This is a genomic window from Arcticibacterium sp. SM2516 (genome assembly GCF_057914865.1).
This window is the reverse complement of sequence record NZ_CP195290.1, coordinates 2922185-2947101: the sequence shown is the minus strand read 5'-3', so window position 1 is coordinate 2947101 and position 24917 is coordinate 2922185. Positions and strand designations below refer to the sequence as shown.

The 24917-nt window shown below is 38.0% G+C and carries 24 protein-coding genes; 9 read left to right on the top strand and 15 right to left on the bottom strand.

From position 1 onward, the window contains the following. Window positions 1–38: 38 nt before the first annotated feature. From ACSBFT_RS12135 to ACSBFT_RS12125, 3 genes are all read left to right on the top strand, one after another. Window positions 39–3152: an efflux RND transporter permease subunit gene (locus ACSBFT_RS12135; protein ID WP_489600812.1), complete on the top strand. Its 3114-nt coding sequence runs from the start codon at window positions 39–41 to the stop codon at window positions 3150–3152. 12 nt (window positions 3153–3164) lie between these two features. Continuing rightward, entirely contained in the window at window positions 3165–4562 is a 1398-nt protein-coding gene (locus tag ACSBFT_RS12130; RefSeq protein ID WP_489600811.1) for an efflux transporter outer membrane subunit, read from the top strand. 176 nt (window positions 4563–4738) lie between these two features. Then, the gene (locus ACSBFT_RS12125) at window positions 4739–4930 is read left to right on the top strand and encodes a CsbD family protein (protein ID WP_463047164.1); all 192 of its coding nucleotides are present in this window, start codon (window positions 4739–4741) and stop codon (window positions 4928–4930) included. A gap of 49 nt (window positions 4931–4979) precedes the next feature. Here ACSBFT_RS12125 and selD read toward each other — a convergent pair whose 3' ends face one another. Together selD and mnmH are read right to left on the bottom strand one after the other, a co-directional pair. After that, window positions 4980–6023, bottom strand: coding sequence for a selenide, water dikinase SelD (selD, locus tag ACSBFT_RS12120; protein ID WP_463047163.1), 1044 nt, complete (start codon window positions 6021–6023; stop codon window positions 4980–4982). Beyond that, complete coding sequence (gene mnmH, locus ACSBFT_RS12115; RefSeq protein ID WP_463047162.1) at window positions 6008–7030, bottom strand: tRNA 2-selenouridine(34) synthase MnmH; 1023 nt, start codon at window positions 7028–7030, stop codon at window positions 6008–6010. Before mnmH ends, selD begins: the two co-directional genes overlap by 16 nt. Window positions 7031–7144: 114 nt before the next feature. Between mnmH and ACSBFT_RS12110 the strand changes: the two genes are divergently transcribed. Next, window positions 7145–7444 (top strand): DUF3817 domain-containing protein, encoded by a 300-nt coding sequence (locus ACSBFT_RS12110; RefSeq protein WP_463047161.1) that lies wholly within the window; start codon window positions 7145–7147, stop codon window positions 7442–7444. 76 nt (window positions 7445–7520) lie between these two features. On the opposite strand, the gene ACSBFT_RS12105 is transcribed toward ACSBFT_RS12110, so the two are convergent. Both ACSBFT_RS12105 and ACSBFT_RS12100 read right to left on the bottom strand, forming a co-directional pair. After that, complete coding sequence (locus ACSBFT_RS12105; protein ID WP_463047160.1) at window positions 7521–8963, bottom strand: S41 family peptidase; 1443 nt, start codon at window positions 8961–8963, stop codon at window positions 7521–7523. 237 nt (window positions 8964–9200) lie between these two features. Continuing rightward, window positions 9201–10400: an alkaline phosphatase family protein gene (locus tag ACSBFT_RS12100; protein WP_489604825.1), complete on the bottom strand. Its 1200-nt coding sequence runs from the start codon at window positions 10398–10400 to the stop codon at window positions 9201–9203. A gap of 201 nt (window positions 10401–10601) precedes the next feature. Here ACSBFT_RS12100 and ACSBFT_RS12095 point away from each other — a divergent pair, with 201 nt between their 5' ends. Together ACSBFT_RS12095 and ACSBFT_RS12090 are read left to right on the top strand one after the other, a co-directional pair. Further along, a complete protein-coding gene (locus ACSBFT_RS12095; RefSeq protein ID WP_489604824.1) occupies window positions 10602–11105 on the top strand; it encodes a gluconate 2-dehydrogenase subunit 3 family protein in 504 nt (167 codons plus the stop codon). Between the two features lie 53 nt (window positions 11106–11158). Beyond that, a complete protein-coding gene (locus ACSBFT_RS12090; RefSeq protein WP_489604823.1) occupies window positions 11159–12877 on the top strand; it encodes a GMC oxidoreductase in 1719 nt (572 codons plus the stop codon). Window positions 12878–12946: 69 nt separating this feature from the next. Here the strand turns inward: ACSBFT_RS12090 and ACSBFT_RS12085 are convergent, their stop codons facing one another. The 5 genes from ACSBFT_RS12085 to ACSBFT_RS12065 form a co-directional block, all read right to left on the bottom strand. Then, a complete protein-coding gene (locus ACSBFT_RS12085) occupies window positions 12947–13354 on the bottom strand; it encodes a hypothetical protein (protein WP_489604822.1) in 408 nt (135 codons plus the stop codon). 176 nt (window positions 13355–13530) lie between these two features. Next, on the bottom strand, window positions 13531–14163 hold the full coding sequence (locus tag ACSBFT_RS12080) for a nitroreductase family protein (RefSeq protein ID WP_463047199.1): 633 nt from the start codon (window positions 14161–14163) through the stop codon (window positions 13531–13533). 42 nt (window positions 14164–14205) lie between these two features. Then, the gene (locus ACSBFT_RS12075) at window positions 14206–14775 is read right to left on the bottom strand and encodes a TetR/AcrR family transcriptional regulator (RefSeq protein ID WP_463047198.1); all 570 of its coding nucleotides are present in this window, start codon (window positions 14773–14775) and stop codon (window positions 14206–14208) included. A gap of 230 nt (window positions 14776–15005) precedes the next feature. Further along, a complete protein-coding gene (locus ACSBFT_RS12070; protein ID WP_489604821.1) occupies window positions 15006–16346 on the bottom strand; it encodes a Gfo/Idh/MocA family protein in 1341 nt (446 codons plus the stop codon). A gap of 59 nt (window positions 16347–16405) precedes the next feature. Then, window positions 16406–16936 carry a hypothetical protein gene (locus tag ACSBFT_RS12065; protein ID WP_489604820.1) on the bottom strand — a complete coding sequence of 177 codons (531 nt, stop codon included), beginning with the start codon at window positions 16934–16936 and terminating at the stop codon, window positions 16406–16408. A gap of 320 nt (window positions 16937–17256) precedes the next feature. On the opposite strand from ACSBFT_RS12065, the gene ACSBFT_RS12060 reads away from it, so the two are divergent. Both ACSBFT_RS12060 and ACSBFT_RS12055 read left to right on the top strand, forming a co-directional pair. Beyond that, window positions 17257–18009 (top strand): HAD family hydrolase, encoded by a 753-nt coding sequence (locus ACSBFT_RS12060; protein ID WP_463047195.1) that lies wholly within the window; start codon window positions 17257–17259, stop codon window positions 18007–18009. Window positions 18010–18020: 11 nt separating this feature from the next. Further along, complete coding sequence (locus ACSBFT_RS12055) at window positions 18021–19166, top strand: TIGR03364 family FAD-dependent oxidoreductase (RefSeq protein ID WP_489604819.1); 1146 nt, start codon at window positions 18021–18023, stop codon at window positions 19164–19166. Here ACSBFT_RS12055 and ACSBFT_RS12050 read toward each other — a convergent pair. Together ACSBFT_RS12050 and ACSBFT_RS12045 are read right to left on the bottom strand one after the other, a co-directional pair. After that, on the bottom strand, window positions 19140–20435 hold the full coding sequence (locus tag ACSBFT_RS12050) for a DUF5690 family protein (RefSeq protein WP_489604818.1): 1296 nt from the start codon (window positions 20433–20435) through the stop codon (window positions 19140–19142). The two genes, ACSBFT_RS12055 and ACSBFT_RS12050, sit on opposite strands and share 27 nt — an antisense overlap. Window positions 20436–20530: 95 nt before the next feature. Then, complete coding sequence (locus ACSBFT_RS12045; protein ID WP_463047192.1) at window positions 20531–20908, bottom strand: PH domain-containing protein; 378 nt, start codon at window positions 20906–20908, stop codon at window positions 20531–20533. A 328-nt stretch (window positions 20909–21236) separates the two neighbouring features. Between ACSBFT_RS12045 and ACSBFT_RS12040 the strand changes: the two genes are divergently transcribed. Continuing rightward, a complete protein-coding gene (locus tag ACSBFT_RS12040; RefSeq protein ID WP_489604817.1) occupies window positions 21237–22061 on the top strand; it encodes a metallophosphoesterase family protein in 825 nt (274 codons plus the stop codon). A 364-nt stretch (window positions 22062–22425) separates the two neighbouring features. Here ACSBFT_RS12040 and ACSBFT_RS12035 read toward each other — a convergent pair whose 3' ends face one another. The 4 genes from ACSBFT_RS12035 to ACSBFT_RS12020 form a co-directional block, all read right to left on the bottom strand. Then, window positions 22426–23010, bottom strand: a complete 585-nt coding sequence (locus ACSBFT_RS12035) for an HD domain-containing protein (protein ID WP_463047190.1) — start codon at window positions 23008–23010, stop codon at window positions 22426–22428. A gap of 170 nt (window positions 23011–23180) precedes the next feature. Further along, window positions 23181–23567: a DUF4136 domain-containing protein gene (locus ACSBFT_RS12030; RefSeq protein ID WP_489604816.1), complete on the bottom strand. Its 387-nt coding sequence runs from the start codon at window positions 23565–23567 to the stop codon at window positions 23181–23183. 186 nt (window positions 23568–23753) lie between these two features. Continuing rightward, window positions 23754–24056, bottom strand: coding sequence for an EthD family reductase (locus ACSBFT_RS12025; protein ID WP_489604815.1), 303 nt, complete (start codon window positions 24054–24056; stop codon window positions 23754–23756). A gap of 497 nt (window positions 24057–24553) precedes the next feature. After that, complete coding sequence (locus tag ACSBFT_RS12020; RefSeq protein ID WP_489604814.1) at window positions 24554–24745, bottom strand: hypothetical protein; 192 nt, start codon at window positions 24743–24745, stop codon at window positions 24554–24556. Window positions 24746–24917 lie beyond the last annotated feature (172 nt).

The following is a 24917-nucleotide window of genomic DNA, read 5'->3' as shown; positions in this document are numbered from 1 at the left end:
TTTTAGGCTAGATTCATTTACCTATAAAACATTAAAACATGTTTAAACAATTTATTGAGAAACCCGTACTCTCTACGGTTATTTCCATAATTATAGTCATTCTGGGTTTGCTAGGGATTTATGCTATTCCTGTATCTCAATATCCAGAAATTGCCCCGCCTACCGTAGTGGTTTCTACTTCTTATCAAGGTGCCAATGCAGATGTGGTACTTAATAATGTAATAATTCCATTAGAAGAACAAATAAATGGAGTGGAAGATATGACCTACATTACTTCTTCTGCAGGTAATGATGGTTCTGCTACTATTACGGTTTATTTTAAATTGGGTACTAATCCTGATTTAGCAGCAGTAAACGTTCAAAATAGAGTTTCTAGGGCCACCAGCTTGTTGCCTCAAGAAGTTGTTAAAGCAGGAGTTCAAACCACAAAAAGACAATCGAGTAACTTAGTGATTTTTGCTATTTATAGTGATAGTTCCACTTTTGACCAGACTTTCTTACAGAACTATGCCAATATTAACCTTATTCCCAAGATAAAAAGGGTTGCCGGAGTGGGAGATGCATCGCCTTTCGGTTTGATGGACTACTCCATGAGAATTTGGCTTAAGCCAACTATTATGGCAAGTTATGGTTTAGTGCCGTCTGATATTAATGCGGCTTTGGCAGAGCAAAACCTAGAAGCGGCTCCTGGACAATTGGGTGAAGAAGGCGATCAGAGTTTTCAATATACTTTGAAGTATAAAGGGAGGTTAAAAAATGAAGAGGAGTTTAGTAATATTATTATTAGAACAGGTGATGATGGACAGCTACTAAGATTAAAAGATGTGGCCAGAATAGAATTGGGAGCATTAAGTTATACCAGTTCTGTGAGAATGAATGGTAAATACGCCTTGGGTGTGGCCGTTAGTCAAACTGCTGGTTCTAATGCTCAGGAAGTAATAGAAGGAGCTTTGGGTGAATTGGAGAAGGCATCGAAGTCTTTCCCTAAAGGAATGAGTTATATCACCATTCTTAATGCCAATGACTTCTTAGAGGCTTCTATTGAAAATGTTTTTCATACGCTTTTAGAGGCTTTTGTATTGGTGTTTTTAGTTGTTTTTATTTTCCTTCAAGATTTTAGGTCAACGCTTATTCCGGCTATTAGTGTGCCAGTGGCAATTATTGGTACATTCTTCTTTTTAAATCTGTTTGGTTTTAGTATCAATCTTCTAACCCTTTTTGCCTTAGTATTGGCCATTGGTATTGTGGTAGATGATGCCATTGTGGTGGTGGAAGCGGTCCACGCCAAACTGGATAGTGGTTACACGTCTGCCCGAAAAGCCAGTATAGACGCGATGGACGAAATATCTGGAGCCATTATTTCCATTACTTTGGTAATGGCGGCGGTATTTATTCCGGTTAGTTTTATTCAAGGTTCATCGGGTGTGTTTTATAAGCAGTTTGGTTTAACGCTCGCCATTGCCATTTTACTTTCTGCTATAAACGCATTGACTTTAAGTCCTGCCTTATGTGCCATTTTGCTTAAACCGCATGATAAAAACAAAAAAACGACTTTTTTAACGCGTTTTAGTTTAGCCTTCAATACCTCATTTAATAGAATGACGTCTCGCTATAAAAGCATGATCTCCTTTATGGCTAAAGCCAAATGGATTGCGGGAGCTATTATCGCTGTTTTTGTCGCCATTTTAGTATGGGGAATGGAAACCACACCTAAAGGTTTTGTACCTAACGAAGATTTAGGAACCATATTCTCAGATGTTTCTTTGCCAGTAGGGGCCTCAAAAGAAAGAACAGAGGAAGTTTTGGCGGAGATTGATAGTATTGTGCATACTATTCCCGAGGTAGACTTTACACTGAAAATAGGCGGGCGTTCTATCATTAGTGGTACGGGTAGCTCTTATGGGATGGTTATTTCTAGACTAAAACTTTGGGATGACCGAGATAGAACGGTGCAAGAAGTTATCACTGAACTTTTCCAGAAAACATCGAGCATTAAAAATGCAAAGATCTTGTTTTTTGCTCCCCCAACCATTCAAGGTTTCGGAACTACATCAGGTTTTGAATTTCAGCTCCAAGACTTGTCAGGGGGAAATTTGATAGATTTTAATACGGTTAGTGAGCAGTTTTTAGAGGGGTTAAATGCAAGGCCTGAGATTCTGTTTGCCAGAACGTCATTTAATCCAAACTTCCCACAGTATCAAATAGATTTGAACGTAGCTAAAATTAAGCAATCTAAACTCTCCGTGTCTGATGTGCTTAGTGTGCTCCAAGGGTATTATGGCGGGGTTTATGCCTCCAATTTTAATAAATTCGGAAAACAATACCGTGTGCTTTATCAGGCAGAAGCCATGGACAGGGCAGACCTTAAAAGTTTGAATGCTATTTATGTAAGAAACTCGGCAGGGGAAATGTCGCCTGTATCTGAGTTTATCACACTTGAGAAAGTTTACGGACCGCAGGCTATTTCCAGATTCAACCTCTTTACGTCTATAGGTATTACAGGTACACCAAATCCAGGCTTTAGTTCTGGAGATGCTTTAGTGGCTATTCAGGAGGAGGCTGCTAAATCTTTGCCAGATGGTTATAGTTTTGAATTTTCGGGTCTTTCTAAAGAAGAAAGTTCAGGAGGAAACCAAACTATATATATATTCCTTCTGTGTATCGTATTTGTTTATTTCTTGCTTTGCGGGCAGTATGAGAGTTATATATTACCGTTGGCGGTGTTGTTTTCTTTACCAATCGGTCTTGCGGGTGTTTTTATATTTGACAAAATATTTAGCATTGACAATAATATTTATACGCAGATTACGGTCATTATGCTTATTGGTCTATTGGCCAAAAACGCTATTCTGATCGTGGAATATGCGGCAGAAAGAAGAAGAAAAGGCTTTAGTATTGTAGATGCGGCTGTCAGTGCTGCCGAAGCTAGACTGAGACCTATCTTAATGACTTCCTTCGCTTTTATATTTGGCCTATTGCCATTGATGCTATCAAGTGGAGTAGGTGCTGCAGGTAATAACTCTATTGGTACGGGAGCGGTAGGTGGAATGCTTATCGGAACCATTTTTGGAGTTTTGGTTATCCCAATATTGTTTATCGTTTTCCAAACCTTACAAGAGAAGGTGTCTTCAAAACCACATCCGGAAAACTAAAAATCATTAAAAATGAAATTGAAATTAAGTATATCGATATTGACATTTGGCGTATTTCTGTTAAGTGCTTGTGTAAAACCAAGTATTTATCAGCAGCCTCATGTAAATACAGAAGACCTTTATAGAGGCGTTGCAACTACAGATACCACCAGCATGGCTGTCTTAAAGTGGGAGCAGCTTTTTGTTGACCCCATCTTACAAGATTTGATAGTTACTGGTTTAGCAGAAAACCTGAATTTAAAAATTGCGGTAGAAAGAATCGCTGCCGTTCAGGCTACTTTTAGAGAAAGTGAATTGGCGTTTTTTCCAAGCGTAAGTGCGGGTTTAAATAGAACTGAAAATAAGCTTTCTTCTCGGGCGGTTAACTTTCCTGCAGGGTCAATCAGATTGGCAACACATACCAACACCCTTCAATTAAACACAAGTTGGGAAGCAGATATTTGGGGTAAGCTAAAGAGTGCTAAGAAAGCTGCTTATGCTAATTTGATGAAAGAAGATGCCACTAAACGAGCGATTCAAACAGAATTGATTGCAAATATCGCCAATGCATATTATGGTTTATTGGCTTTAGATAAGCAGCTAACGGTGACCGAGCGAACCGTGCAAAACAGAACGGAGAGTGTGGAATCTATGAAAGCCTTAAAGGAATCTAGTTATGTGACGGAAGCAGAGGTTATGCAGGCGGAAGCCAACCTTTATTCGGCAGAGGTTTTAATTCCAAATATCAAAAAAGGGATAAGAGAAACAGAAAATACACTAAGTTTTTTAATGGGTATGCCTTCCGGGTCAATAAACAGGTCAAGTTTAGACATTCAGGAAGCTTATAAGGAGCTTGAAACTGGAGTGCCGGCTGAGCTGCTTCAGAACAGACCAGATGTACAGCAGGCAGAATATGCTTTAATGGCGTCTTTTGAAAATATAAATGTGGCTAAAACTTATTTTTACCCTTCTTTAACCATTACTGCCAGCGGTGGTTTCAATAGTTTTGAGTTGAAAGATTTTTTCAGTAAATCAATCTTTTACAGCATCGTGGGTGGTTTGACGCAACCTATTATTAGTAAAGGAAGAAACGAAGCCAGATTGGCTATTGCGGAAGCAGACCAAAATGTGGCCATGTATGGTTTCCAGCAATCGCTTCTTGGAGCAGGACAAGAGGTTTCTAATGCTTTATTTGCCTACCAGACCGCGGTGGAAAGAGAACAAATAAGAAGTAAAGAGATAGTGTCTTTAACCAAGGCTGTAGAATATACCAAAGAGCTGTTAGTTTATAGTTCTAATACCAACTATACAGATGTACTAAATTCTGAGCAGGCACTGATAGCTTCTCAGTTAAACGGCGTCAACGATAAATTGGAACAGCTACAGTCCATAGTGAATCTTTACAGAGCATTAGGTGGAGGTTGGGAATAACTTATACAGGATATGGATTATTGACCCTGTAATTCTACAGTTTTCTTTAAAGACAACGCTACGGTTTAGGTTTAATTGCCTGTTTATTAGTGGTTTATGTTATTTGTGTTTTTTGAGGAATCTGGTTTTAAATATTGCTTGTGACAGGTTTATTTTAAAAACAAAACACAAACAAAATGGATAGCTTTAAAAATAAGGTCAGAGGAAACTGGAACGTAGTTAAAGGTAAGTTGAAACAACAGTACGGCGAACTCACAGACGACGACTTAACTTACGAAGAAGGAAAAGAAGATGAACTTTTAGGTAGACTAGAAGTGAAACTTGGAAAAACGAAAGACGAGATAAATGAGGAAGTTGCCAAATGGTAATCCCTTCTAGTCTTGAAGTAAAAAAAGCGGCTTAGGCCGCTTTTTTTGTTTAGATAATTTCTATGATAATGTCTCCTTGTTCCTTCAAATATCCGATAGACTCCGTAAACTTCTCTAGTCCATTGGCTTTTAGAACTTTTTGAAAATCGGCTACAGATTCTTTATTAACGGCCACCAAGAGTCCACCGCTGGTTTGTGGGTCTGCCAAGATGGCTTTTTGTAGTGGGCTAATAGGTCCTATTTTGGAGCCATAACTATCCCAATTTCTATTGGTACCGCCAGGTACTGCACCTTCGTTAATATAGTCTATGATTTCTGGAGTTATGAGCGGCACTTTGTCAAATGTCACCACAGCACTTAATCCGCTACCCTCTGCCATTTCTGTAAGATGCCCTAGAAGACCGAAACCAGTGACATCGGTAATGGCGGAAACGGAATCCATTTGGCCTAAAACTTCGCCTATTTTATTCAGCTGCATCATTTGATTGGCCGCCAAACTCTTATGCTCTGGTTTCAGAATTGCTTTTTTCTCTGCTGTAGTTAATATACCAACACCAATAGGTTTGGTTAAAAAAAGCAAATCACCAGCTTGTGCTTTGTTGTTCTGTTTGATATTTTTAACTTCTACAATGCCGTTTACTGCCAGTCCGAAAATAGGCTCTGGAGAATCTATACTATGACCACCTCCAAGAGAAATACCTGCTTCTTTACAGATACTTCTGCTGCCGTCTATCACTCTTTGAGCCACTTCTGGTGAAAGCTTATTGATGGGCCAGCCCAAAATAGCAATGGCCAAAACCGGTTTGCCACCCATGGCATAAACGTCGGATATGGCGTTGGCAGAAGCTATTCGGCCGAAATTATAGGGGTCATCCACTATCGGCATGAAAAAATCTGTGGTGGAGATAAGGGCAGTGCCGTTACCTAAATCTAGAACGGCTGCATCGTCTCGGCTATGGTTTCCTACTAATAGTTTATCATTATCTGGCATGGAGATATTGCCCTTTAAAATAACATCTAGCACTGCAGGAGATATTTTACAGCCGCATCCGGCACCATGAGAGTATTGTGTGAGTTTTATTTCTTCTTCCATATTTCTTGGATCAGTAGGTTTTGATTCGTTTTAATGTTGATATTTTCGGCTTCAATTTCAATAATAGATTTCTTGTTTTTGGAGCCCTTTAAATACCATCTGTCATAATACTTCAGGAGTATTCTAAAGCATTCTTTTATGTTATTATTATCGAGATATTCAATGGCATTTTTTGTTTCTAACCCGCCTAGTCTTTTTTGAATCCTGAGAATAGCTTCTTTAAGCTCATCTTTAGGAAGTTGACCATATTCTGGGGTTAGATAATTGAGCCTTTCTTCAAAAGGAACCTTTAAGAAATAGACGGTACTCCCTTTCATTTGGTTCCAGAGTGGCAGTGGTAAATGAATGTTTCCTATCCGCTGACTTTCGTCTTCAATAAAAATCATTTCAGCACCAGTTAATTTAGAAAGTACCATTCCAAGTTTGTTTTCGAACATTTCTTGGCTAGGTTGTGGCGTTTGTCCTATACCCCCTAGTGAAGAACCTCTATGGTTTGCTAAGCCTTCTAGGTCTACCACGCCATGATCATCTTCTTTTAAATGATGAAGTAAGAGGGTTTTGGCACTACCCGTGTAGCCACCTATAATTTTGAAAGGATAAGTTTTTTCGAAATGGTTAATAATCCAATTTCTATAGGCTTTATAACCTCCTTCTAAACTGTAAACCTTAAATCCATATAAGTCTAGGAGCCACGCCACAGCTCCGCTTCGCATGCCTCCACGCCAGCAATGCAAAAGGACTTCTTTTTGGTCAAGTGCTTCTACATCCTCTACCATGGTTCGCATTTGTGGTCCAAAATAATCGAGACCAATTTTTATGGCTTTTTCTCTACTTTCTTGCTTATAGGCTGTGCCCACTATTTTCCGCTGTTCGTCCGAAAAAAGCGGCAAACTAAGTGCTCCGGGAATATGAGCGTGAGTATATTCCGAAGGGCTTCTCACATCCAAAATAGGGCGTGTTTTGGCCTTTTCTAAAAACGTTTCAATATCTATTTTTTGAACTGCCATGCCATCATAGTCAAAATTATTTCGGGTCTACTAGGATTGACAAAGCTACTAAATTCAAGTGCCATTGAACCTTTTAACTGAAATTTATGATTCTATATCTAGAAATAAAAACGTATGATGGCATTGACAAATTCGGCTCTGGGCTGGCTGAGAATTATTGGATTTATGGAAGGGTGTTCCTATCTTCTTTTTGGCATCACTATGCCTTTGAAATATGTTTATCATTTGCCCAAACCCAATTACTTTATCGGTATGGCTCATGGTTTATTATTCATGCTTTATGTGGCGTTGGTGCTGTGGGTAGCTTATACTAAAAAATGGAATCTGAAAATTACTTTTTGGGCTTTATTGGCTTCTTTGATACCTTTTGGTACTTTTTATGCAGATAAAAAGATTTTTAGTAGGGAAAGCTAAGTCCTAAAAAAAGGAGGTCCTGACTTCAGTGTGAAGGCAAGACCGTTATAGGTAGAGAAAATAAATACTTGTTTGATTAGTTAGGCAGGTTTTTTATCATTTTGCCCATAGGCAATTCCGTCGCTTCTTTCATTACGAAATTGCTCTTTCTTTGTATTGTGGTTTTGTTTTTTACTCTTGCACTTGCCACAGTGGTGTTTTCGCCCAATACATTTAGAACCTGGCTAAAAAGGGTTTCGTTGAAATCACCAAAAGGTAAGTATGGAATGACCTCGTCTTTTGCTAAATACGTGGGTGCAATGCCATCTACGGTACCGTAGTCAGATTGTCCTAATGCGTTGGCAGTTTCGCCCAACATAACATAAATTCCATAATTGCTGTTGTTTACGTCATCATTCACTAAAGTGCCAAAAAGGTTTTTTCCATAAGTGTTTTCTCCTACAGTAATAACCTCCATGTAAGGTTTTAATCCGTTAATTACGAGTTCACTAGCAGAGGCGGTGCTGTTTGAGGTTAAAACGAAAACTCTAGAAATCTGATTGCCAATATTGTTGGCTTCACTCAGGAAATTGTGGTCAAAATAGCTTGTGCCATATCTTGCACTCAAATAGTTTTCGTAGGAAGCATTCCATTTTTCCTTATAAAATACATTTGTACTATTTGTGTTTTTCCCAATCAAAGAGGATAACACTTCTGCGGAGCTAATGTATCCTCCTCCATTAAACCTTAAATCTAGTACCAACTCGCTGACTTGATTGGTTTTAAAGTTTGCAAAAATAGACCTCAATTCATTGTCATAGGCATCAGAAGTACCAGGTATAAACTGTGTGTAAACTAAGTATCCTAGTTTCTTGCCTGATACGGGTAGTTCAATGATTTTTGAGAGTGCCACAGGGTTTTCTTCTGTTACAATACGGGTTACACTTATAGATTTGGTTGTTGTCCACGTACTATTTTCAAGCTTACCCAGTCCAAAACTATGGGTGTCGCTAGAATTGAATAAGGAAGAGAAATTTGCTTCTGTGATGGCTTGATTGTCAATGGATATAATAACATCACCTCTCAGCATGCCAGCACTTTCTGCAGCACTACCCTTAGAAATTTGACTCAGAAAAAGTCCTAGGGAGGTTTGTGTATTATCTAAATAGGCCAGAGAATATCTTATCCCAAAAATTTTGCTAACTCCATTGAAATCATTTTGAAGGGCTTCATAATCGTCTGTAAGTGAAGAAAACCTATCATTTACCGCTCTATTATATATTAAAGTCTCAAAGAAATCAAAGGGTGAACTGGTCAGATCCAGTTTTGACAAAACAGGTAATTCTGCTGTCCAATAGTAGGCATCTTGCATCACTGAATAAATCCAGTTATTGGTTAGATTATTAACGTTCGTAGTACCAGTGTTTGTGACGTCTGTTACGCTCACAACTGTACTTGGAGTTACTAATTCATTGTCCTTACAAGACCATGCACTAAATAGTAAACTTACTAATAGCGTGGTTATAATAAACTTTCTCATTGGTTATTTAATAGTTAATTGAGTCGAAGTTTAGGCCATAGCGAATAATTTGATTTATTGTAAGTATATACTCGTATTTACGGGGGAATGTTGCCTGATGGATCTTTATTCCAGCGTGCACGTTAGACTTTCCTATAGTAGGAGTGTTTAATTATATTCTGTTAAATTTCTCTTTAGTAGAGGGTTGAGTCTTATTTTTTTAAGTTAAAGTTTTTCTTTAGATAGAAGTGGCGATTGTTATTTTTTATAGAAATCTTTTATTTTTCTATACTTACCATCAATCGATGGATTTTTGAATCCTAGTATTTTAGTGACCAAGGGATAAATGTGGATATTACTAATTGGGCCGGTTTTAAGTCCAACTTGAATATTTGGCCCTTGGGCGTAAAGAATTCCCTGCATTTCTGGGGTAGTGTAAGGGTCGTAACCATGTTCTCCAGTTACTTTTCTCGGAACTTCTTGGGTTCTAAAAGCAAATCCAGGATTAGCGACTAAAACAATATCTCCAATACGGCTATTTTTATTGTAATGCCACTTCCTCGGCATTTTACCTTTTTTATAGACTCTGAAATTATTTTGAAGACCTTTTAGTAGATCATAGGTAAGGTCAAGGTCTTTTTTTTGCAAGAAAACCATGGAGATAATTTTATCGGAAACCACGGTCGCATCAGGTGGTAATCTATCTACTATTTGATTGAAATCAATACTATTATTGGTATTCACCTCTTTCATGCCATGGTCAGACACTATGATAATGTTTACTGGAATTTTAACATTTTTCATTTCCTGCATGAGGTAACCTAAAATTTTGTCAGCATCTAGCACGCTCTGTTCTAATTCTTCAGAGTTTGGTCCTGTGGTATGGCCTTGACTGTCTACTAGAGAAAAATAGAGTGAAGTAAATCTGGGTCTATCTTTTTCTGGAAGTTGAAACCATTTTACCACTTGGTCTACTCGGGCTTCATTACTCACACTTCCATCATAGATGTAGTAATAATCAGGGAAACTTCCTTGAATAGGACTTTCTGAGCCCACCCAAAAAAAAGAAGCTGCTTTAAATCCGTTTTTCTGGGTCAATTGCCAAAGTGGCGTTCCGCCGTAATAGTAAGGGTCTTCTACCAGCTTTCTATTTGAAATTTTATATAGTTCCTGCCTTGTGGGGTCATAAAAAGTGTTGGCCACCAAGCCATGATTTCCAGGATATAAACCCGTGATAATACTATAGTGGTTTGGAAAGGTTTTGCTCGGGAAACTCGGAGTGAGGCTTTCGGCTGCTGCCCCTTTGGATATAAACGCTTTGAAGTTTTTTGCGTCAAAACGCTCTACATAATCATGTCTAAAGCCATCAAATGAAACTAAAAGGACAGCTGGTTTTTCTTGAGCAAAACCGCAGTGGTGGATAAAAAATAAGAGTATATAGAGACTTTTGATTTTCATTTCATGCTTTTAGTATAGAATGGCAAAAATACCTTTTTAGGTAATTTATTGATTGTTTTTTCGTGTTACTGTTATATTAAAATAGATAAAGAATAGGGTTTCGCCTTTTAATACAACCTTATAGCGGCTTTACAGCAATGGCGAACTTGAATTTTATAATTTATTCAATAATTTTGAGAAGGCTAATAAAAAATATTAATTATGGAACGTAGAAAGGCTATTCAGAAGCTCGGTATGGGCTTAGGAGCTATGGTGGCTCTTCCGTCTTGGGCATTCGCCTGGAAAAAGGAAGATTTTCGTTCATTGGCTTGTGATAACGAAGTGCTTCTTTCTTCGTTGGTGGAGTGTATTATTCCTGAGTCTGCTACACCCGGAGCCAAGGAAATTGGTGCCAACTTATATATTGAAAGAATGGTGAATGACTGTTATGTGCCAGAGGTTAAAAAGATGTTTACCGCAGGTTTAGAAAAACTTAATAAGAAGGCTGAACAGAAGTTCGGTAAAGTGTTTTCGGAGCTTGATTTGTCACAAAGGACTGACGTGTTTGGAGGTTTAGAAAATAGCTCAGAAACCGCTGACAAAAGGTTTTTCGCTTTTGTTAAAAAATTAACCGTGAAGTCTTATACTACATCGGAGTACTATTTAAAAAACTATAGAGATTACGAAATGGCTCCAGCTTTTTTTCATGGCTGTGTACCTGTTTGATTTTCTTAAAAAGCATTAGCTTTTAGCTATTGCTTAAAACTTGAATTTTTAAAATGACTTATATAAATAATAAAGCCATTAAGAAGAATACTTTTGATGTCATCGTGATTGGCTCGGGTATTAGTGGCGGTTGGGCAGCCAAGGAATTTTGTGATCATGGTCTTAAAACTTTGGTTTTAGAGCGAGGAAAAGATGTTAAACATATTGTGGACTACCCTACGACCATGATGGAACCGTGGGAGTTTGACCATCTGGGGCAAATTTCTAAGAAACTGAAAGATGAAAATCCAATAGCTAGCAAGTGCTATATATTTAATGAAGATGCGGCTCATTTTGTTGTAAAAGATAAAGAGCATCCATATATACAAGAGAAGCCTTTTGACTGGATAAGAGGGTATCAAGTAGGAGGGAAGTCTTTACTTTGGGCTCGAGGAACACAGCGGTGGAGTAAATATGATTTTAAAGGACCAGAAAGAGATGGTTTTGATGTGCACTGGCCTATTGGATACGACGATATAGCTCCTTGGTATAGCCATGTGGAGATATTTGCGGGAATTAGTGGGAATAAAGATGGTTTGGAATCTCTGCCAGACGGAGAGTTTTTAAAGCCGCATGAACAGACCTGCGTAGAAAAGCATTTTACGCAAAAAATGAAAGAGCATTATCAGGGTAAAAGACCGGTAATTATTGGAAGGTGTGCACATTTAACTGACCCGCAGCCTATTCATTATGAGCAAGGACGTGCCCAGTGTCAGCATAGAGATTTATGCCAACGTGGCTGTCCATATGGAGGGTATTTTAGTAGTAATGCTTCTACGCTTCCTTGGGCTGCTAAGTCAGGAAACCTTACCATGAGACCAGATTCTGTGGTGCATTCTATTATATATGATGAGAAAACAGGGAAAGCATCTGGTGTAAATGTGATAGATACCAATACGAAAAAAGAGAAGAAGTTTTATGCCAAAGTGATATTTGTGAATGCTTCTACCATTAACACGAACCTTATCCTGTTGAATTCTAAATCTAATCGTTTCCCTAATGGTCTTGGAAATGATAATGAGCAGATGGGTAAATACATTCATTTCCATAGTTTTATTACGGGGATGTCTGCGGAGTATGACGGAATGCTGGATAGTAAAACGGCGGGTATTAGACCTAATGGAAGCTATATTCCAAGGTTTAGGAATGTAAAGGAGCAGGAAACTAACTTCTTGCGTGGCTATGCGGCTGGTTTTTCTGCTAATAGATCTCCTTTGACAGATAGCACGGGAATAGGTATGGATTTAAAGCATAACCTGACTAAAAAGGAATACGGAAACTGGAGGATTGGCTCTCATTTTATGGGTGAGACTATACCGAAAATTACCAATTTTATGAGATTGGACGAGAGCCAGACGGATGCTTGGGGCGTGCCTTTGGTAAGGTTAAATGTAACCATGGATGATAACGATAGAAAGATGGCCCAAGATTATGAAGAGCAAATGACAGAAATGATGACTGTAGCCGGCTTTCAAAATATAAAGGCTCATAGGAAAAGTACTTGGAATCCTGGCCTAGATATTCATGAAATGGGTGGTGTAGTGATGGGTAATGACCCGAAAAATTCCTTACTCAATAAATGGAACCAACTGCATCACTGCAAAAACGTATTTGTAACGGACGGAGCTTGTATGACGTCAAATTCTACACAGAATCCATCATTGACCTATATGGCTCTTACGGCACGTGCGGCTAACTATGCTGTGAATCAGCTAAAAAAAGGAGAATTATAAAAGAACGATGTAACCATAAAAAGTAAAAGACCTCAAATCTATGATTTGGGGTTCTTTTTTTACGCCTTCTCACCAGTTTTGGCAGTCTATTTTAGGGATGATTGTTTCAAGACCTAGGTTTGGTTCTCCGCCAGAAATTATGGCTTTATTGTCTTTAAGGCTTATTGTGAGGTCAACCACACTTTCTAGACCTTCTTGAATATAGGCATATCTTCCTTTAATAGTGGTACTTTTCTTACGACCCATAATACTTCCTTTCCTTTGGTCTTTTTCTGCTGGTAGCCAATTAAATTCACCCGTTATTTGGCCTTGAGCATTTTCTGTAAAACGGAGTTCTTGCACATCCTTCTTCTCTGGATTATCAGGAAATGGGTATTCTTGTCTGTAACAGTATTCTCTTGTAGTGCTTTTGGACTTTTCAGCGTTTTGGCATGCCGATACTATAATAGAAAATAAAATAACGATGGAAATTTTCATGTTACTATTGTGCTTATTGATATGCTAACGCTAGAAATAACACTTAATTATTTTTCTTTAAAAAAGTGTTTAAAAAAGAAACCAGCGTTCGTGAAACGAACGCTGGTCCAATTTAAAAAAGGGGTTTGTTGATTTTTTGTATTGAAGTGTAAAGTCAATTCAAATGAAGAAGTGACTTATGCGACTACAGTCACTAGCTCGTCCATGCTTTTTCTAACCTTTGGCAAATTAACCAACCAGTCTTTCTCTGCATCTCTTATACCTAATGGTAATACGACACAACTTCTTAGACCTTTTTCTTTTAGGCCTAAAATTTCGTCAAGAGCAGCGGAGTCGAAACCTTCCATTGGAGTACTGTCTACACCTTCAAATGCCGCTGCAGCAATAGCCTGAGAAAAAGCAATGTATGCTTGTCTGGCCGCATGCTGGAAGTTTACTTCCGCATCTTTTTGAGGATAGGACCCAAGCAGCATTTGTCTATAGTTTTCCCACCCCTCATTTGTGAATCCTCTTACATCGTTGGTATGATCAAAAACTTTATTGATACGATCTGCAGTATAGGTGTCCCAAGCTGCGAAAACCAATAAGTGTGAACAGTCGGTAATGACAGACTGATTCCATGCGATGGGTTTGATTTTTTCCTTTATCTCCTGGTTTGTCACTACGATAACCTCAAAAGGTTGTAAGCCGCTAGAGGTAGGGGCTAAAGATATAGCTTTTAAAATCTTGTCAATTTTTTCTTGAGCTACCTTTTCTCCGTTCATAGCTTTAGTGGCATAACGCCAGTTCAATTTCTCTAACAATTCCATAATTAATGAATGTTCATTCTTTTTTTAATGAAAAAAATATTTCTAAAGTTTAATGGCGTCCCAAGAAGCACTAAAAGCTTCCTCTAGTATTTGAGGTTCAGGTCTAGGATTTTCTCTTGTAAAAATAAAAGACATGGGATAAATGGTGTAGGCATAAAGTAGGTAAGGAGAAATCTCCTTTATAATACCCTCTTTCTGTCCTCTTTCCCATAAATCTATCAAAGGTTTAAGATGATGAAGTTCTTTTTTGCATCTGTTTTCATTCACTATTGGTGTATTATCACATTGGGCTAGAAATGAGGCCTCTTCATAGAATTTCATTCTAAATTCAGCAATATTATGCCAAATAAGCTCGAAACTCTTCTTTACAGGCTGATTTTCATCAAAACCTTTAAATGCATTTTTACTGAAGAAGTCTCTTGTTTCCAGATATAACTGGTTAACAAGGTCTTGCTTGTTTTCAAAATACAGATAAATAGTAGCAGGTGAAACGTTTGCAAGTTTGGCCACTTTAGACATGCACGCTTCTTGCACTCCGCCATCATTTATAAGTCCAAGTGTGGACTTTAATAGGGCGGTGCGTTTGTCAATGCTTTTCTGAAGCTTGGCCATTTTAATCTTTTGCTTTTGTCTTTTTATTTTAAGAATAAATCAGATGCTAAAACTCTTCTAGAGACGTCATCTTTCTAATAAACCCACAAAAGTGAATGTTCGTTCACTTTTGTGAAATAATTTTATGGAAGCTTGTTAAATGGGCTTATAAGCAGTTACCAGTTCATGGAAGTTTAAAGCATAAGAAAACCAGTCACCCACGTAAGTGACTGGTTCATTGCGACATAAACTTATCCTTCCCACAGCTGCCATGGGCTTCTATAAGTTGGTTTTAAGTACTTATTGGCTGCTGTTTCATTTCTGATCATACTCTTGTCGTCATTCCATTCAAGCTTTTTGCCTGTTCTGTAAGCTATATTACCCAGATGAGCTACCAAAGCGGCATTTCTCCCCATTTCTATGGTACAGTTCGGGTCTTTTCTAGATTTAATACATTCCAGAAAGTTTTTGGTGTGTGCATCTAATCCATTACTACGGCTTTTCTGTGGGGGTATGGCCTCCGTCATATACTTACCATTCTCTTCTAGCGGTATAACTTTCCAAGTATCTCTATTGATAGCTAAAATTCCATTCTCTCCAATAAACGCCACACCGGGTTTTCCCATGTCTTCTAAATACGGAGATATTCCCATAGCCATAAATTGCTCCCAAATAAAACTGAAGTTTCCAAAGTCATAGACCGTGGTGAGTGTATCTGGCGTTTCAGAGGCGTCGTTAGGGAAAGCTAATTTTCCGCCTATGGCCATCACAGATTTTGGAGCGGTGGCATTCATACCCGCCAAAACCATGTCAAGCATATGTACTCCCCAATCTGTCATTAAGCCTCCGGCATAATCCCAGAAATAGCGAAAAGAGCCATGAAAACGATTTTTATTAAAAGGTCTTTTTGGTGCAGGGCCTAGCCATCTATCGTAGTCTACGCCTTCTGGAGCAGTACTATCGGGCACTACATCAAAACCTCTTCCGTAGCTCACATCTGCCCATGCTTTAACTTGTCTTATTTTTCCTAAAGCTCCTGTCTCAAGGTAGGCAAATGCCGAGTGCCAGTGTGGGTCGCTTCGCTGCCACTGACCAACTTGTACCACACGTTTATATTTCCTAGCTGCTTTTACCATGAGGTCAGCTTCGTGAATGCTGTTGGCAATGGGTTTTTCTACGTAAACATCTTTGCCTGCGGCACAGGCGTCGGTCATCATGATGTGATGCCAATGGTCTGGCGTACCTATAATTACGGCTTCTAGACCTGAGGCTTTAAGAAACGCTCTATGGTCATTATAAGTTTGAGGCCTTAAACCCGTTTGAGCTTCTAATTCGTCGGCTCTTCTTTTCAGGAGTACCGCATCTACATCGCACAAAGCAATGCAAGCGGTATCAGCATTTTTTAAAAATGATTTAAGATCAGCCCAGCCCATACTGTTTACGCCTATAAGGCCGACTTTTACACTATTTTCTAAGTCTGGTTCGCTTGTTTTGGCGGAAACGGTACTTAATGGAATGGCCGCAGTTAGGGAAGCCGCACCTAAGTTTTTAATAAAATTTCGTCTATTGTTCATTTCAATGAGTTTAAGCATTGAAATTAATATTTTTTAAGGAATAATTTGAGCTTGAACGGCTTTCTCATTTTAGCTCCTTATAGAAAGGAAGAATTTAACCTTATGATTTTAGAGATGCTTATACCCATAAAACAATCATCTGCACAGTTGTTTGGTACATAGCCAGACAAGGAGATAAGACCTTCTTCATTGACCTCAAAGTATGTTTTGGCATCTTTCCTTTTTAATAACCAATCTTGCTCCGCTTTTTCGTACACTTTATCCAGTGTGATGGCGGCAGCCGCACCAGAGTTTTCATGACTGTTTAAGTTGCCTTGGTCTTCAGTCCATTCTTTTACAGCCTCTTCTGAGTCAGGAGCTGGCGTGTATTTATAATACCTTTCAATTACTATTCCATTTTTAACGGTCAGTTTCGTCTCTAAACCGAAACCTACCCAAGAGCCTCCTACTACTGTGTATTGATAAGAATTATTAGAGGTGTTTTTGAAGCTTGTCCATGCTTTTTGGCTTTTCTGAAAGTCACTTTCAAATTTGATGTCACTCTTCTCACACGAAGAGAGTATACTCAGCGTATAAACAGTTGCTAGAAGATTTAGGATAATTTTCATTGTGATATTTTTTAATATTGTTTGATGAAGGCTAAACTGTTGCTGAGCTTTTTTGGTTGTATGAGCCATCCATTTATTTTTAGCTTCTAATAGATCTTCCTTATAAAAAAAACGGAAGATTATTCCTCCGTTTTTAAAGATTACACTTCGTTAAACTATAAGTAAAAATACGATTTCGGCAGCAAATGTCGAACTTTTACATAAAGTCAATGTTAAGGTCGAATGAAGTTTAAATTAAATTAAAACCTAACAATTAGTTAACCTTCAAAGTCCTTTTAGTCTCGTTATTCTTGGATAATATTGTTGAAACAATAAAGCTCATGATAGACATAGACTTGGTAGTGTTTGATATGGCGGGAACCACCGTTAGAGATAAAAGGGAGGTAGAAACATGTTTTGCAGAAGCCTGTGAAATTACTGGGTTAAACGTAAATTCTTCAAGAATTTTGGAGCTACAAGGCTACGCCAAAAGAGAGGTTTTTCAGCTACTGTGGTCTGAGACTTTGACAGACCCATCAGATTTACAAGACTATGTTGATTTGTCGTATAGCACCTTTTGCGAGATTTTGGAAAACCACTACATGGAATCTGAAATTTTACCTACAGAACATTGTTTAGAGGTTTTTGACCTTCTAAAAAAGAATAATATCAAAATAGCTTTAACCACTGGTTTCTACAGAAAAGTAACCAATATCATTCTGGAAAAATTGGGCTGGTTAAATGGGCTTGATGAAGATTTTGTGAAAGTGGGTGGCTTAACACCTATTGATATTTCCATTACGCCTTCAGAGGTGGAGGGTGGCAGGCCGCAGCCGTTTATGATAGAGCGTGCCATACAATTACTAAATATTTCCGATGCTTCCAAAGTGGTGAAAGTGGGAGATACACCGGTAGATCTAGAAGAAGGCTATAATGCCAAAGTTTGGAAAAGCCTAGCGGTAACCAATGGCTCCCATGATTATAAACAGCTGGTTGCTTATAAAAACGACGGACTATTAAACAACTTGGCCGATTTACCTAAGATTTTGAATCTGGATATTCAAAAAGAAAGAAGGTATTTTATTACTTTTTAATAAGAAATTATATGAAATACGACTTGATAATTATTGGTGCTGGAGTGCTGGGGACTTTTCATGCCTATCACGCTTCCAAGCTTGGTAAAAATGTTCTTTTACTTGATAAGGATGCTAAGCAGGAGGGCTCCAGTACCCAAAACTTTGGTCAAGTAGTACCCTCTGGTTTATCGTCTGAATGGCATGCTTATGGGCGTCGAAGTTTAGCTCAGTTTATGACATTGCAGGAAAAAGCTGACTTTACCGTGAGACAAAATGGAAGTGTTTATATAGCTTCTGATGCCACAGAACAGGAACTTCTGGAAGAGCTCAGAGAGCTACACATGGATAGGGGATATGAGTGTATCATGTTTTCTAAGAAAGGTATGATGGAGCGTTTTCCAGATATCAAAAAGGATTATATCAAATGTGGTTTGTTTTACCCTCAAGAGCTCAGTGTAGATCCACGGCAGATGGTGAATAGATTGAGCGATTATCTGAATGAGGCGGGCATGGTGCACGTAAGGTTTAATCAGCTGGCGGTGGAATGTACAGAAAGACTAAACGGCTGTGAGGTGGTGACAGAAGGTGGTCAAAGTTATGAGTCGGAGCAGGTCATAATATGTTGTGGGTATTCTTTTGAAACGCTTTATCCTGGGGTTTTTGCGGAAAGTAGTATTCAAGTAAGTAAGCTTCAGATGCTTAAAACTAAACCATTAAATCATGTTAATTTAAAGGCTAACATTTTAACGGGCTTGACCATTAGAAGGTATGAATCATTCACAGAATGTGCTGCTTTTGATAAATTAGAAACGCCAGAGAAGTACATCGCTTTAAAAGAACAAGGGATACATATTCTTTTTAAACAGTCAGACGATGGCTCCATTATTATAGGCGACTCTCACGAATATGCTGGAATCAATGGAATAGAGGAATTGGGTTTAGAAAGTAAAGCAGAAATAGATGCTTTAATTATGGCCGAAGCTCACAGGATTATTGACCTGCCAGAAGACTGTATTGCAGAAAGATGGGCTGGTTTTTATGGTCAGCACGAAGATGATATTTTTGTGCATGATGTAGACAGGCACATCAGAATAATTACAGGAATAGGGGGAAAGGGAATGACTTCATCCGCTGGTTATGCAGAGGCATCAATTAGGAACCTGTACCAACGTTGATATTTTCTGGCGACTATTTATGAAATAGGTAAAGAATAGAAATTGCCCGGCTATCAAAACCAAACCAACCGTGGCTGTACCTTCACTGAAGTTGGTTAGCATTTCAGCATAGTTGATCTTAGATGCGTAAAACTCTTTGTAGAACAAGAGTAATACGCTTCCTAGATAACCTATGGAGTCGCAGAGGTAAACAAAATATCCAGCATTCGATTTGATTTTCAATACAGGGATAAGTCTTTCAAAAAACGCTATTTGGACTAAAAGGTAAGGTAAATAAAAGCTGATTCCTTGGATGATAAGCCATGTAAAGGCAGATATGCGTTCTTGCCTATAAAGCAGGGTAGAAATAAGTAATGCCGTCATAGAAAGTATCATAGACCAGTTGATGGCTTTGTAAGCCAATTTGTTACTTTTTATAAGTACTAAAAGTGCAATTAAGGCCATGACAATAACGCCAATAATGGATTCCGTAGTGGCAAAAACGCTAGTATTGGCATTTGGGTCAATGGTTTTCCAGATTTCTACCGCAAAATTATCTCTAAAATCTCTTAAAGTTGTGAAGAGAGCATAGCTCAAAATGATCATCATAAGCCCTGGAGCTAAGTTCTGCCAAATGGCCCGTTTTTCCACTTTGGTCATGGCTTTTCTATGCATCTTTTGATGCTTTTCTTGCTCGCTGGGTGCCGGGAGCTTAGAAAGCATCCACACCGAAAGCAGAAAGAAAGGAAAGAAAACGCAACCCATTATGATGGGCATTTGAAAGTCTGAAAAGTGATAGTGTCCTTGGAGTTGCAAGTAAACCGTCTTTAATATTCCAGAGGTGATAATCATGTTGATGCTAAGAGCCATTCCTAATAACTCGGTAAACCTTCGACCTTCTAAAAAGCTGAATATTACGCCCCAAACCATGCCTAATGGTAGACCGTTCATGAACATGAAAATAATATTATATGGAGCTTTTACGGTGGCAAACAATACCAATGACAGCATGGCTATGCCAATAAGAGCTAGGATAAGCAAAATTCTGTTTTTGGGATTAAGCTCAGATATGATTTTAATGCCGATAAATTTAGAGAGCATATAGCCAATGACTTGGGCTGTGATAATGACCGTCTTATAACTTATCTGACCTATGAAAATGCCCTCAAAAGTCCCTGTGGTATAGGGCTTTCTGAAGGCATAAGTACAGAAGTAAGCTCCAAATGTGGCCAAAGTGGCCCACAGTAAAAACATACCTTTATTTTTACTTAAATGCTCCGTTATATTCATGGAGCAATTAAGAAATCAAAGATAAATCTGCTGTTAGGGCATTGTTATCAAATGATGAATTTGAAGGAGGTTTTAGTTGAATTAAAAAAAGGATACTACATCACTTTGCCCGCAAGGTATTTTTGGACTTCGTAAACATCAATGTTTTTGTTAAATCGCTTGCTCACCGAAGGTGTGCTTTCACTCGAAATCCAAATTTTAAGTTCGGCATCTAAATCAAATGTACCTGGAGTTTCGATAGAAAACCTAGTGATACTTTTGTAAGGTAATGATCTGTATTCTGCTTTACTTCCAGTGAGGCCTTGAATTTCTATAATGATAAGGCGTTTGTTGGTAAACATGAAGGTGTCTCGAAGGAGCTTGAAGCCAAGTTCTATAACTTCTGTTTCTGCCAATAATTTGCCATACTTCTCATTTAGTTTTTCTGAGGAGGTTTCGCTGGCATTACCCATTAATTTATTTAGAAGTCCCATGTTTTTTTGCTTGTTTTTTTATGCTAAAATTGGATGCAATATTAAGGTTTAAAATTGATACTATATGGTGTTATTTTTAGCGTTGGAGTAATAAAAACCTCAGTTATGATAGATGAATTTTTTCGCTCTCTTCCAATCAGAAAATCTTGATTTGAATCGGGTATAAAGTCCATATGGTAAGTTTCCGAATGATATTTTAAAAGATTGAATTTCAAAATTAGTTTTCCCCTTATGGAGGTTCTTTAAAAACTGCAAATTCTTAACATCTTTTTGCACCGAAATATGGAATGATTTGAATATTTTTGTTAAGATTCAATCTACAACACACATGAAAACATCTAGAAGAGATTTTTTAATGAATGCATCTATGGCCACTGTCTTCTTAGGAGCAGGTGGTTTGAAATCTTTATCTGCACAAGAGCTCATCAAAAGCTCAGAGGCTAAAGTAAAAATACGGTTTATTGTAGCTTCCGATGCTCATTACGGACAGCCAAACACAAAGTTTGAGCAGATGACAGAAACTTTCTTAGAGAAGGCCAATCTGTTTCATTCTCAAATGCCTTGCAATTTTTGTGTTTTAAATGGCGACCTTATTCATGACGAGTCGCATTTAATGCCTCAGGTTAAAAGTAAACTTGATGGTCTAGAGATGCCGTATTATGTCACCAAAGGAAATCATGATAAAGTTTCAGATGAAGATTGGCAAATGGTTTGGGATATGCCTGTTAATTTGGCTTTTGAACAAGATAAGAGTGCATTTATTCTAGCCACTACCTCAGACATTGATGGTACCTATCTTTCGCCAGATTTGGACTGGTTGAGACAGCAGTTTGAGGCATTTAAAAAGAGCAAAAGTGTATTTGTTTTTATCCATATTCCACAAGCTAAATGGACGGAAAATGGCATTGAAAACCCTGGTTTTTTTGTCCTTTTAAGAGAGTATCCAAACGTAAGAGCAGTATTTCATGGACATGATCATAAACTGGATGATGTGAAAATGCATAACGACCTACCTTTCATCTTCGACTCGCACATTGGTGGTAGTTGGGGTACCGCTTATCATGGTTTCAGAGTGGTAGAGATTCTAAAAGATGGAGCAGTGTTGACCTATATGATGAACCCAACAGAGGCCATGGAAAAACAAAGCATTTAATCGCTTTGCTATTTTCTAATACATATGCCAAGGAAACAATAAACAAAGCCAAACTAGCTTATGCTAATTCGGCTTTTTTTCCTTCGAAATTTGCGTATTGTTTACTATTAGTTTAATAGGTTTACCAATTTCATGCCGATTTTTATATACCTCTCCTAAAAATTTTGGTATCGTTGAAGCTCTCTCGTTTTGATGCCCAAAATCTATTTCACCATTTGCAGGCGTATCGGGGCAATGACCGCCATGCAGTTAGAGCAACAGCATTTACTTTATTGCCATGGCTAAGGGATTTGAGCTTGCTTTTTTATCAGGCTAGCCCGTCCGTATTTTGTTATAGCCGGGGTATGAAAAGCAATGTTTGTGGCTAAGAAGAAGTGCTAGAAGAAGTAACTTCCCTTTCATTTTGTAAGAATAATTGGTCTATTTGAATGTAAATATCTTCCGGGTTAATATGTTCTATGGCTGTTTCTTTGGCTTGTTCGTCCCATACTCGTACCAATATGATGTCGTCAAAAAAAGGATTCATTTCAAACATCTCCGCTTCTTTTTTTTTCATGGCTCCACCCTGTAAAATCAAGGTGGCTTTGCTGGCTTCAGACAGCTTATTATAATAAGAAGGATACTTGTAACAAAGATATCTTTTGGCGTTTACGTGCTCACTCACCACGGCTAGTATTCTTGGAGGAAATCCATGTTTTTCTAACCAAACAGAGCCTTCTGTTTCATGACTTATTCCGCCTAGTTCTTCATGGTCTTCAGATATAAGATGGCCGATATCATGCAAAAACGCCCCTATGCATAGTTCAAGGTCGGCATTTTTTCCTTTTGCAAGTTGGTAGGACTGTATGGCGTGTTCTAGCTGAGTGATCTCTTCCCCAAAATATACCCCGTGGGCATGTTGTTCGTAAATATCTCTGATTAAAGCAGAGATAGTTGCTTCTTTTTCCATAATTATAAGAGAAAGGTGGAACCAATGCTTATGGCTTGCAAGCAAATTTAGGGTAATATTTGCCCCGATTTTCTGGAAGCAGATTATGGAAATATTATGTTTATGTTGCCTGATATTAACATAAGCCTGAGCATTTTAAGCTTTCATAAATTTATTTGACAATGAGCGTCTTATTTACCAAAAGCAGTGTAGACTATACGATCCATTTGAAAGTCCTGAGTGCTAAGTGGGAGTGCTATTACTTTACCTTGCCAAATACATCTTAAACCATTGGCTTCTAAGATGCTCAAATGTACACTTTCGTAACGGTGGTCGTAGGATATATTTACATAGAGATCTGGGTTTTCGTTATCATAAATCCACTTGGACTTTATGAGATGCTTTCTTATCGAGGTAGTTAATTTATCTTCCGTTTTATTACTTTCCTGCCTTTCTATTATGCTGAAAGACTTGCTGTATTGTGGAAAGTCGATGCTTGCTGTTTTTTCGAGTTTGTAGGAGCTTTTTTGACAGGCAAATAGGGAGCTTAAAAGAAGTATGATGATAAACTTGTTCATGATATAGGGGATTTGGAATCATATACAAGTTACATTTATTAATGATAAATTAATCATTCCGTAATATGGAATAAGAAAACTTAATATTGGTGTTACTTTAATGACCGTTTGGATAAGATTTAGGTCAAAAAAAGACCCTTCTTAGGTTTCAAGACGGGTCATTGACGGATTCAAGAATCCAGTTATCTATGCTATAGTTCCTGTTAAAAGAGTTGCACCACCTGAAGCAAAATTAGCAAGATCGCCCGCTGTGGCTTGTCCGGCTGCTGAGCCCATGCCTGCCTGTAATGACGCTATGTCGGCAAACCATAATTCTGCCATACGATAGTAGGCTGGTTTGCTACCATCAGCTTCATCTAGAAACTTGGTTGTTTCTGCTTTTTCAATTTCTTTTATCTTACCGACTAATGGCATATGCGTAGTAGCATAATACTTTTCAAATGCAGCAGGGTCTGTTGGATGTCCATAAAGTACAGTTAATTTAATCATGGTATTTAATGTTTAATTTATTCGTCTAAAATGGTTTTCCTTCCTGTTTTTCTTTTATACTATATACGGTTAAAGCCTTTGCCTACTTAAACCCGCTTTATGCATTATAAAATCGCCCGATTTTATCGGGACTGTAGCTAAATGGCTTCAAATCAGTTTACTTCGTCAAGATCAGCACAGGCTACACCCATTTAAACTCAATCACCAGAACCCTTCTACATTAGCTCAGGGTAAACACTATGCTAATCTCGTTTAAATGTCTGATTTATTCCATTTTAAAACTCATTACGATTCTCCAATGCATAAACCAAGTTAAACTTAACACCAAGTTCTTGTATAGCCTAATCGTAATTATAATTTAGCATAAGCTTTCTGGAAGCTTCAAGGCTATTTAGCATTAGGTTTGAAATTATTCAAATGGCAGATTTGAATTGAAAATGTCTCTAAATAATTTCTATTTCCTGTCTTCTTTTTTCCAAAAGCTTATGAACTTTTCCTCACCAGTCTCTTACAAAAAGACTCAATTCGCCATCTTCGCCTATTAAATCTTCCGTACCATACACTTTTTCGAGTCTTAAATTAACTTTTGTGATTGCTGAATTAACTATTCCTGCCTTGGCAGATTGGATATTTACTCTTCCTACTACAGAAAGAGCTCCGCCATGAACTACCACTTCACAACCTTGCAAGAAACTCGAAAGTCGGCTATGTTTTCTACGTCTAATGGTACGATTTTTAAGTTTTTGGCTTTATCTAAACTTTGTAAATGTTCGTATTTGCATTTGTTTGACATAACCACGGAGTTTAGCAAAGAGAAATAAATTCTGTCTTGCTCTTTAAAAACTCCGTGGTAATTTTAGT

Bases quoted from the DNA above. Each gene is read 5' to 3' on its own strand.
- ACSBFT_RS12135 (WP_489600812.1), top strand. From the start codon at position 39: ATGTTTAAACAATTTATTGAGAAACCCGTACTCTCTACGGTTATTTCC.
- ACSBFT_RS12130 (WP_489600811.1), top strand. From the start codon at position 3,165: ATGAAATTGAAATTAAGTATATCGATATTGACATTTGGCGTATTTCTG.
- ACSBFT_RS12125 (WP_463047164.1), top strand. From the start codon at position 4,739: ATGGATAGCTTTAAAAATAAGGTCAGAGGAAACTGGAACGTAGTTAAA.
- selD (WP_463047163.1), bottom strand. From the start codon at position 6,023: ATGGAAGAAGAAATAAAACTCACACAATACTCTCATGGTGCCGGATGC.
- mnmH (WP_463047162.1), bottom strand. From the start codon at position 7,030: ATGGCAGTTCAAAAAATAGATATTGAAACGTTTTTAGAAAAGGCCAAA.
- ACSBFT_RS12110 (WP_463047161.1), top strand. From the start codon at position 7,145: ATGATGGCATTGACAAATTCGGCTCTGGGCTGGCTGAGAATTATTGGA.
- ACSBFT_RS12105 (WP_463047160.1), bottom strand. From the start codon at position 8,963: ATGAGAAAGTTTATTATAACCACGCTATTAGTAAGTTTACTATTTAGT.
- ACSBFT_RS12100 (WP_489604825.1), bottom strand. From the start codon at position 10,400: ATGAAAATCAAAAGTCTCTATATACTCTTATTTTTTATCCACCACTGC.
- ACSBFT_RS12095 (WP_489604824.1), top strand. From the start codon at position 10,602: ATGGAACGTAGAAAGGCTATTCAGAAGCTCGGTATGGGCTTAGGAGCT.
- ACSBFT_RS12090 (WP_489604823.1), top strand. From the start codon at position 11,159: ATGACTTATATAAATAATAAAGCCATTAAGAAGAATACTTTTGATGTC.
- ACSBFT_RS12085 (WP_489604822.1), bottom strand. From the start codon at position 13,354: ATGAAAATTTCCATCGTTATTTTATTTTCTATTATAGTATCGGCATGC.
- ACSBFT_RS12080 (WP_463047199.1), bottom strand. From the start codon at position 14,163: ATGGAATTGTTAGAGAAATTGAACTGGCGTTATGCCACTAAAGCTATG.
- ACSBFT_RS12075 (WP_463047198.1), bottom strand. From the start codon at position 14,775: ATGGCCAAGCTTCAGAAAAGCATTGACAAACGCACCGCCCTATTAAAG.
- ACSBFT_RS12070 (WP_489604821.1), bottom strand. From the start codon at position 16,346: ATGCTTAAACTCATTGAAATGAACAATAGACGAAATTTTATTAAAAAC.
- ACSBFT_RS12065 (WP_489604820.1), bottom strand. From the start codon at position 16,936: ATGAAAATTATCCTAAATCTTCTAGCAACTGTTTATACGCTGAGTATA.
- ACSBFT_RS12060 (WP_463047195.1), top strand. From the start codon at position 17,257: ATGATAGACATAGACTTGGTAGTGTTTGATATGGCGGGAACCACCGTT.
- ACSBFT_RS12055 (WP_489604819.1), top strand. From the start codon at position 18,021: ATGAAATACGACTTGATAATTATTGGTGCTGGAGTGCTGGGGACTTTT.
- ACSBFT_RS12050 (WP_489604818.1), bottom strand. From the start codon at position 20,435: ATGAATATAACGGAGCATTTAAGTAAAAATAAAGGTATGTTTTTACTG.
- ACSBFT_RS12045 (WP_463047192.1), bottom strand. From the start codon at position 20,908: ATGGGACTTCTAAATAAATTAATGGGTAATGCCAGCGAAACCTCCTCA.
- ACSBFT_RS12040 (WP_489604817.1), top strand. From the start codon at position 21,237: ATGAAAACATCTAGAAGAGATTTTTTAATGAATGCATCTATGGCCACT.
- ACSBFT_RS12035 (WP_463047190.1), bottom strand. From the start codon at position 23,010: ATGGAAAAAGAAGCAACTATCTCTGCTTTAATCAGAGATATTTACGAA.
- ACSBFT_RS12030 (WP_489604816.1), bottom strand. From the start codon at position 23,567: ATGAACAAGTTTATCATCATACTTCTTTTAAGCTCCCTATTTGCCTGT.
- ACSBFT_RS12025 (WP_489604815.1), bottom strand. From the start codon at position 24,056: ATGATTAAATTAACTGTACTTTATGGACATCCAACAGACCCTGCTGCA.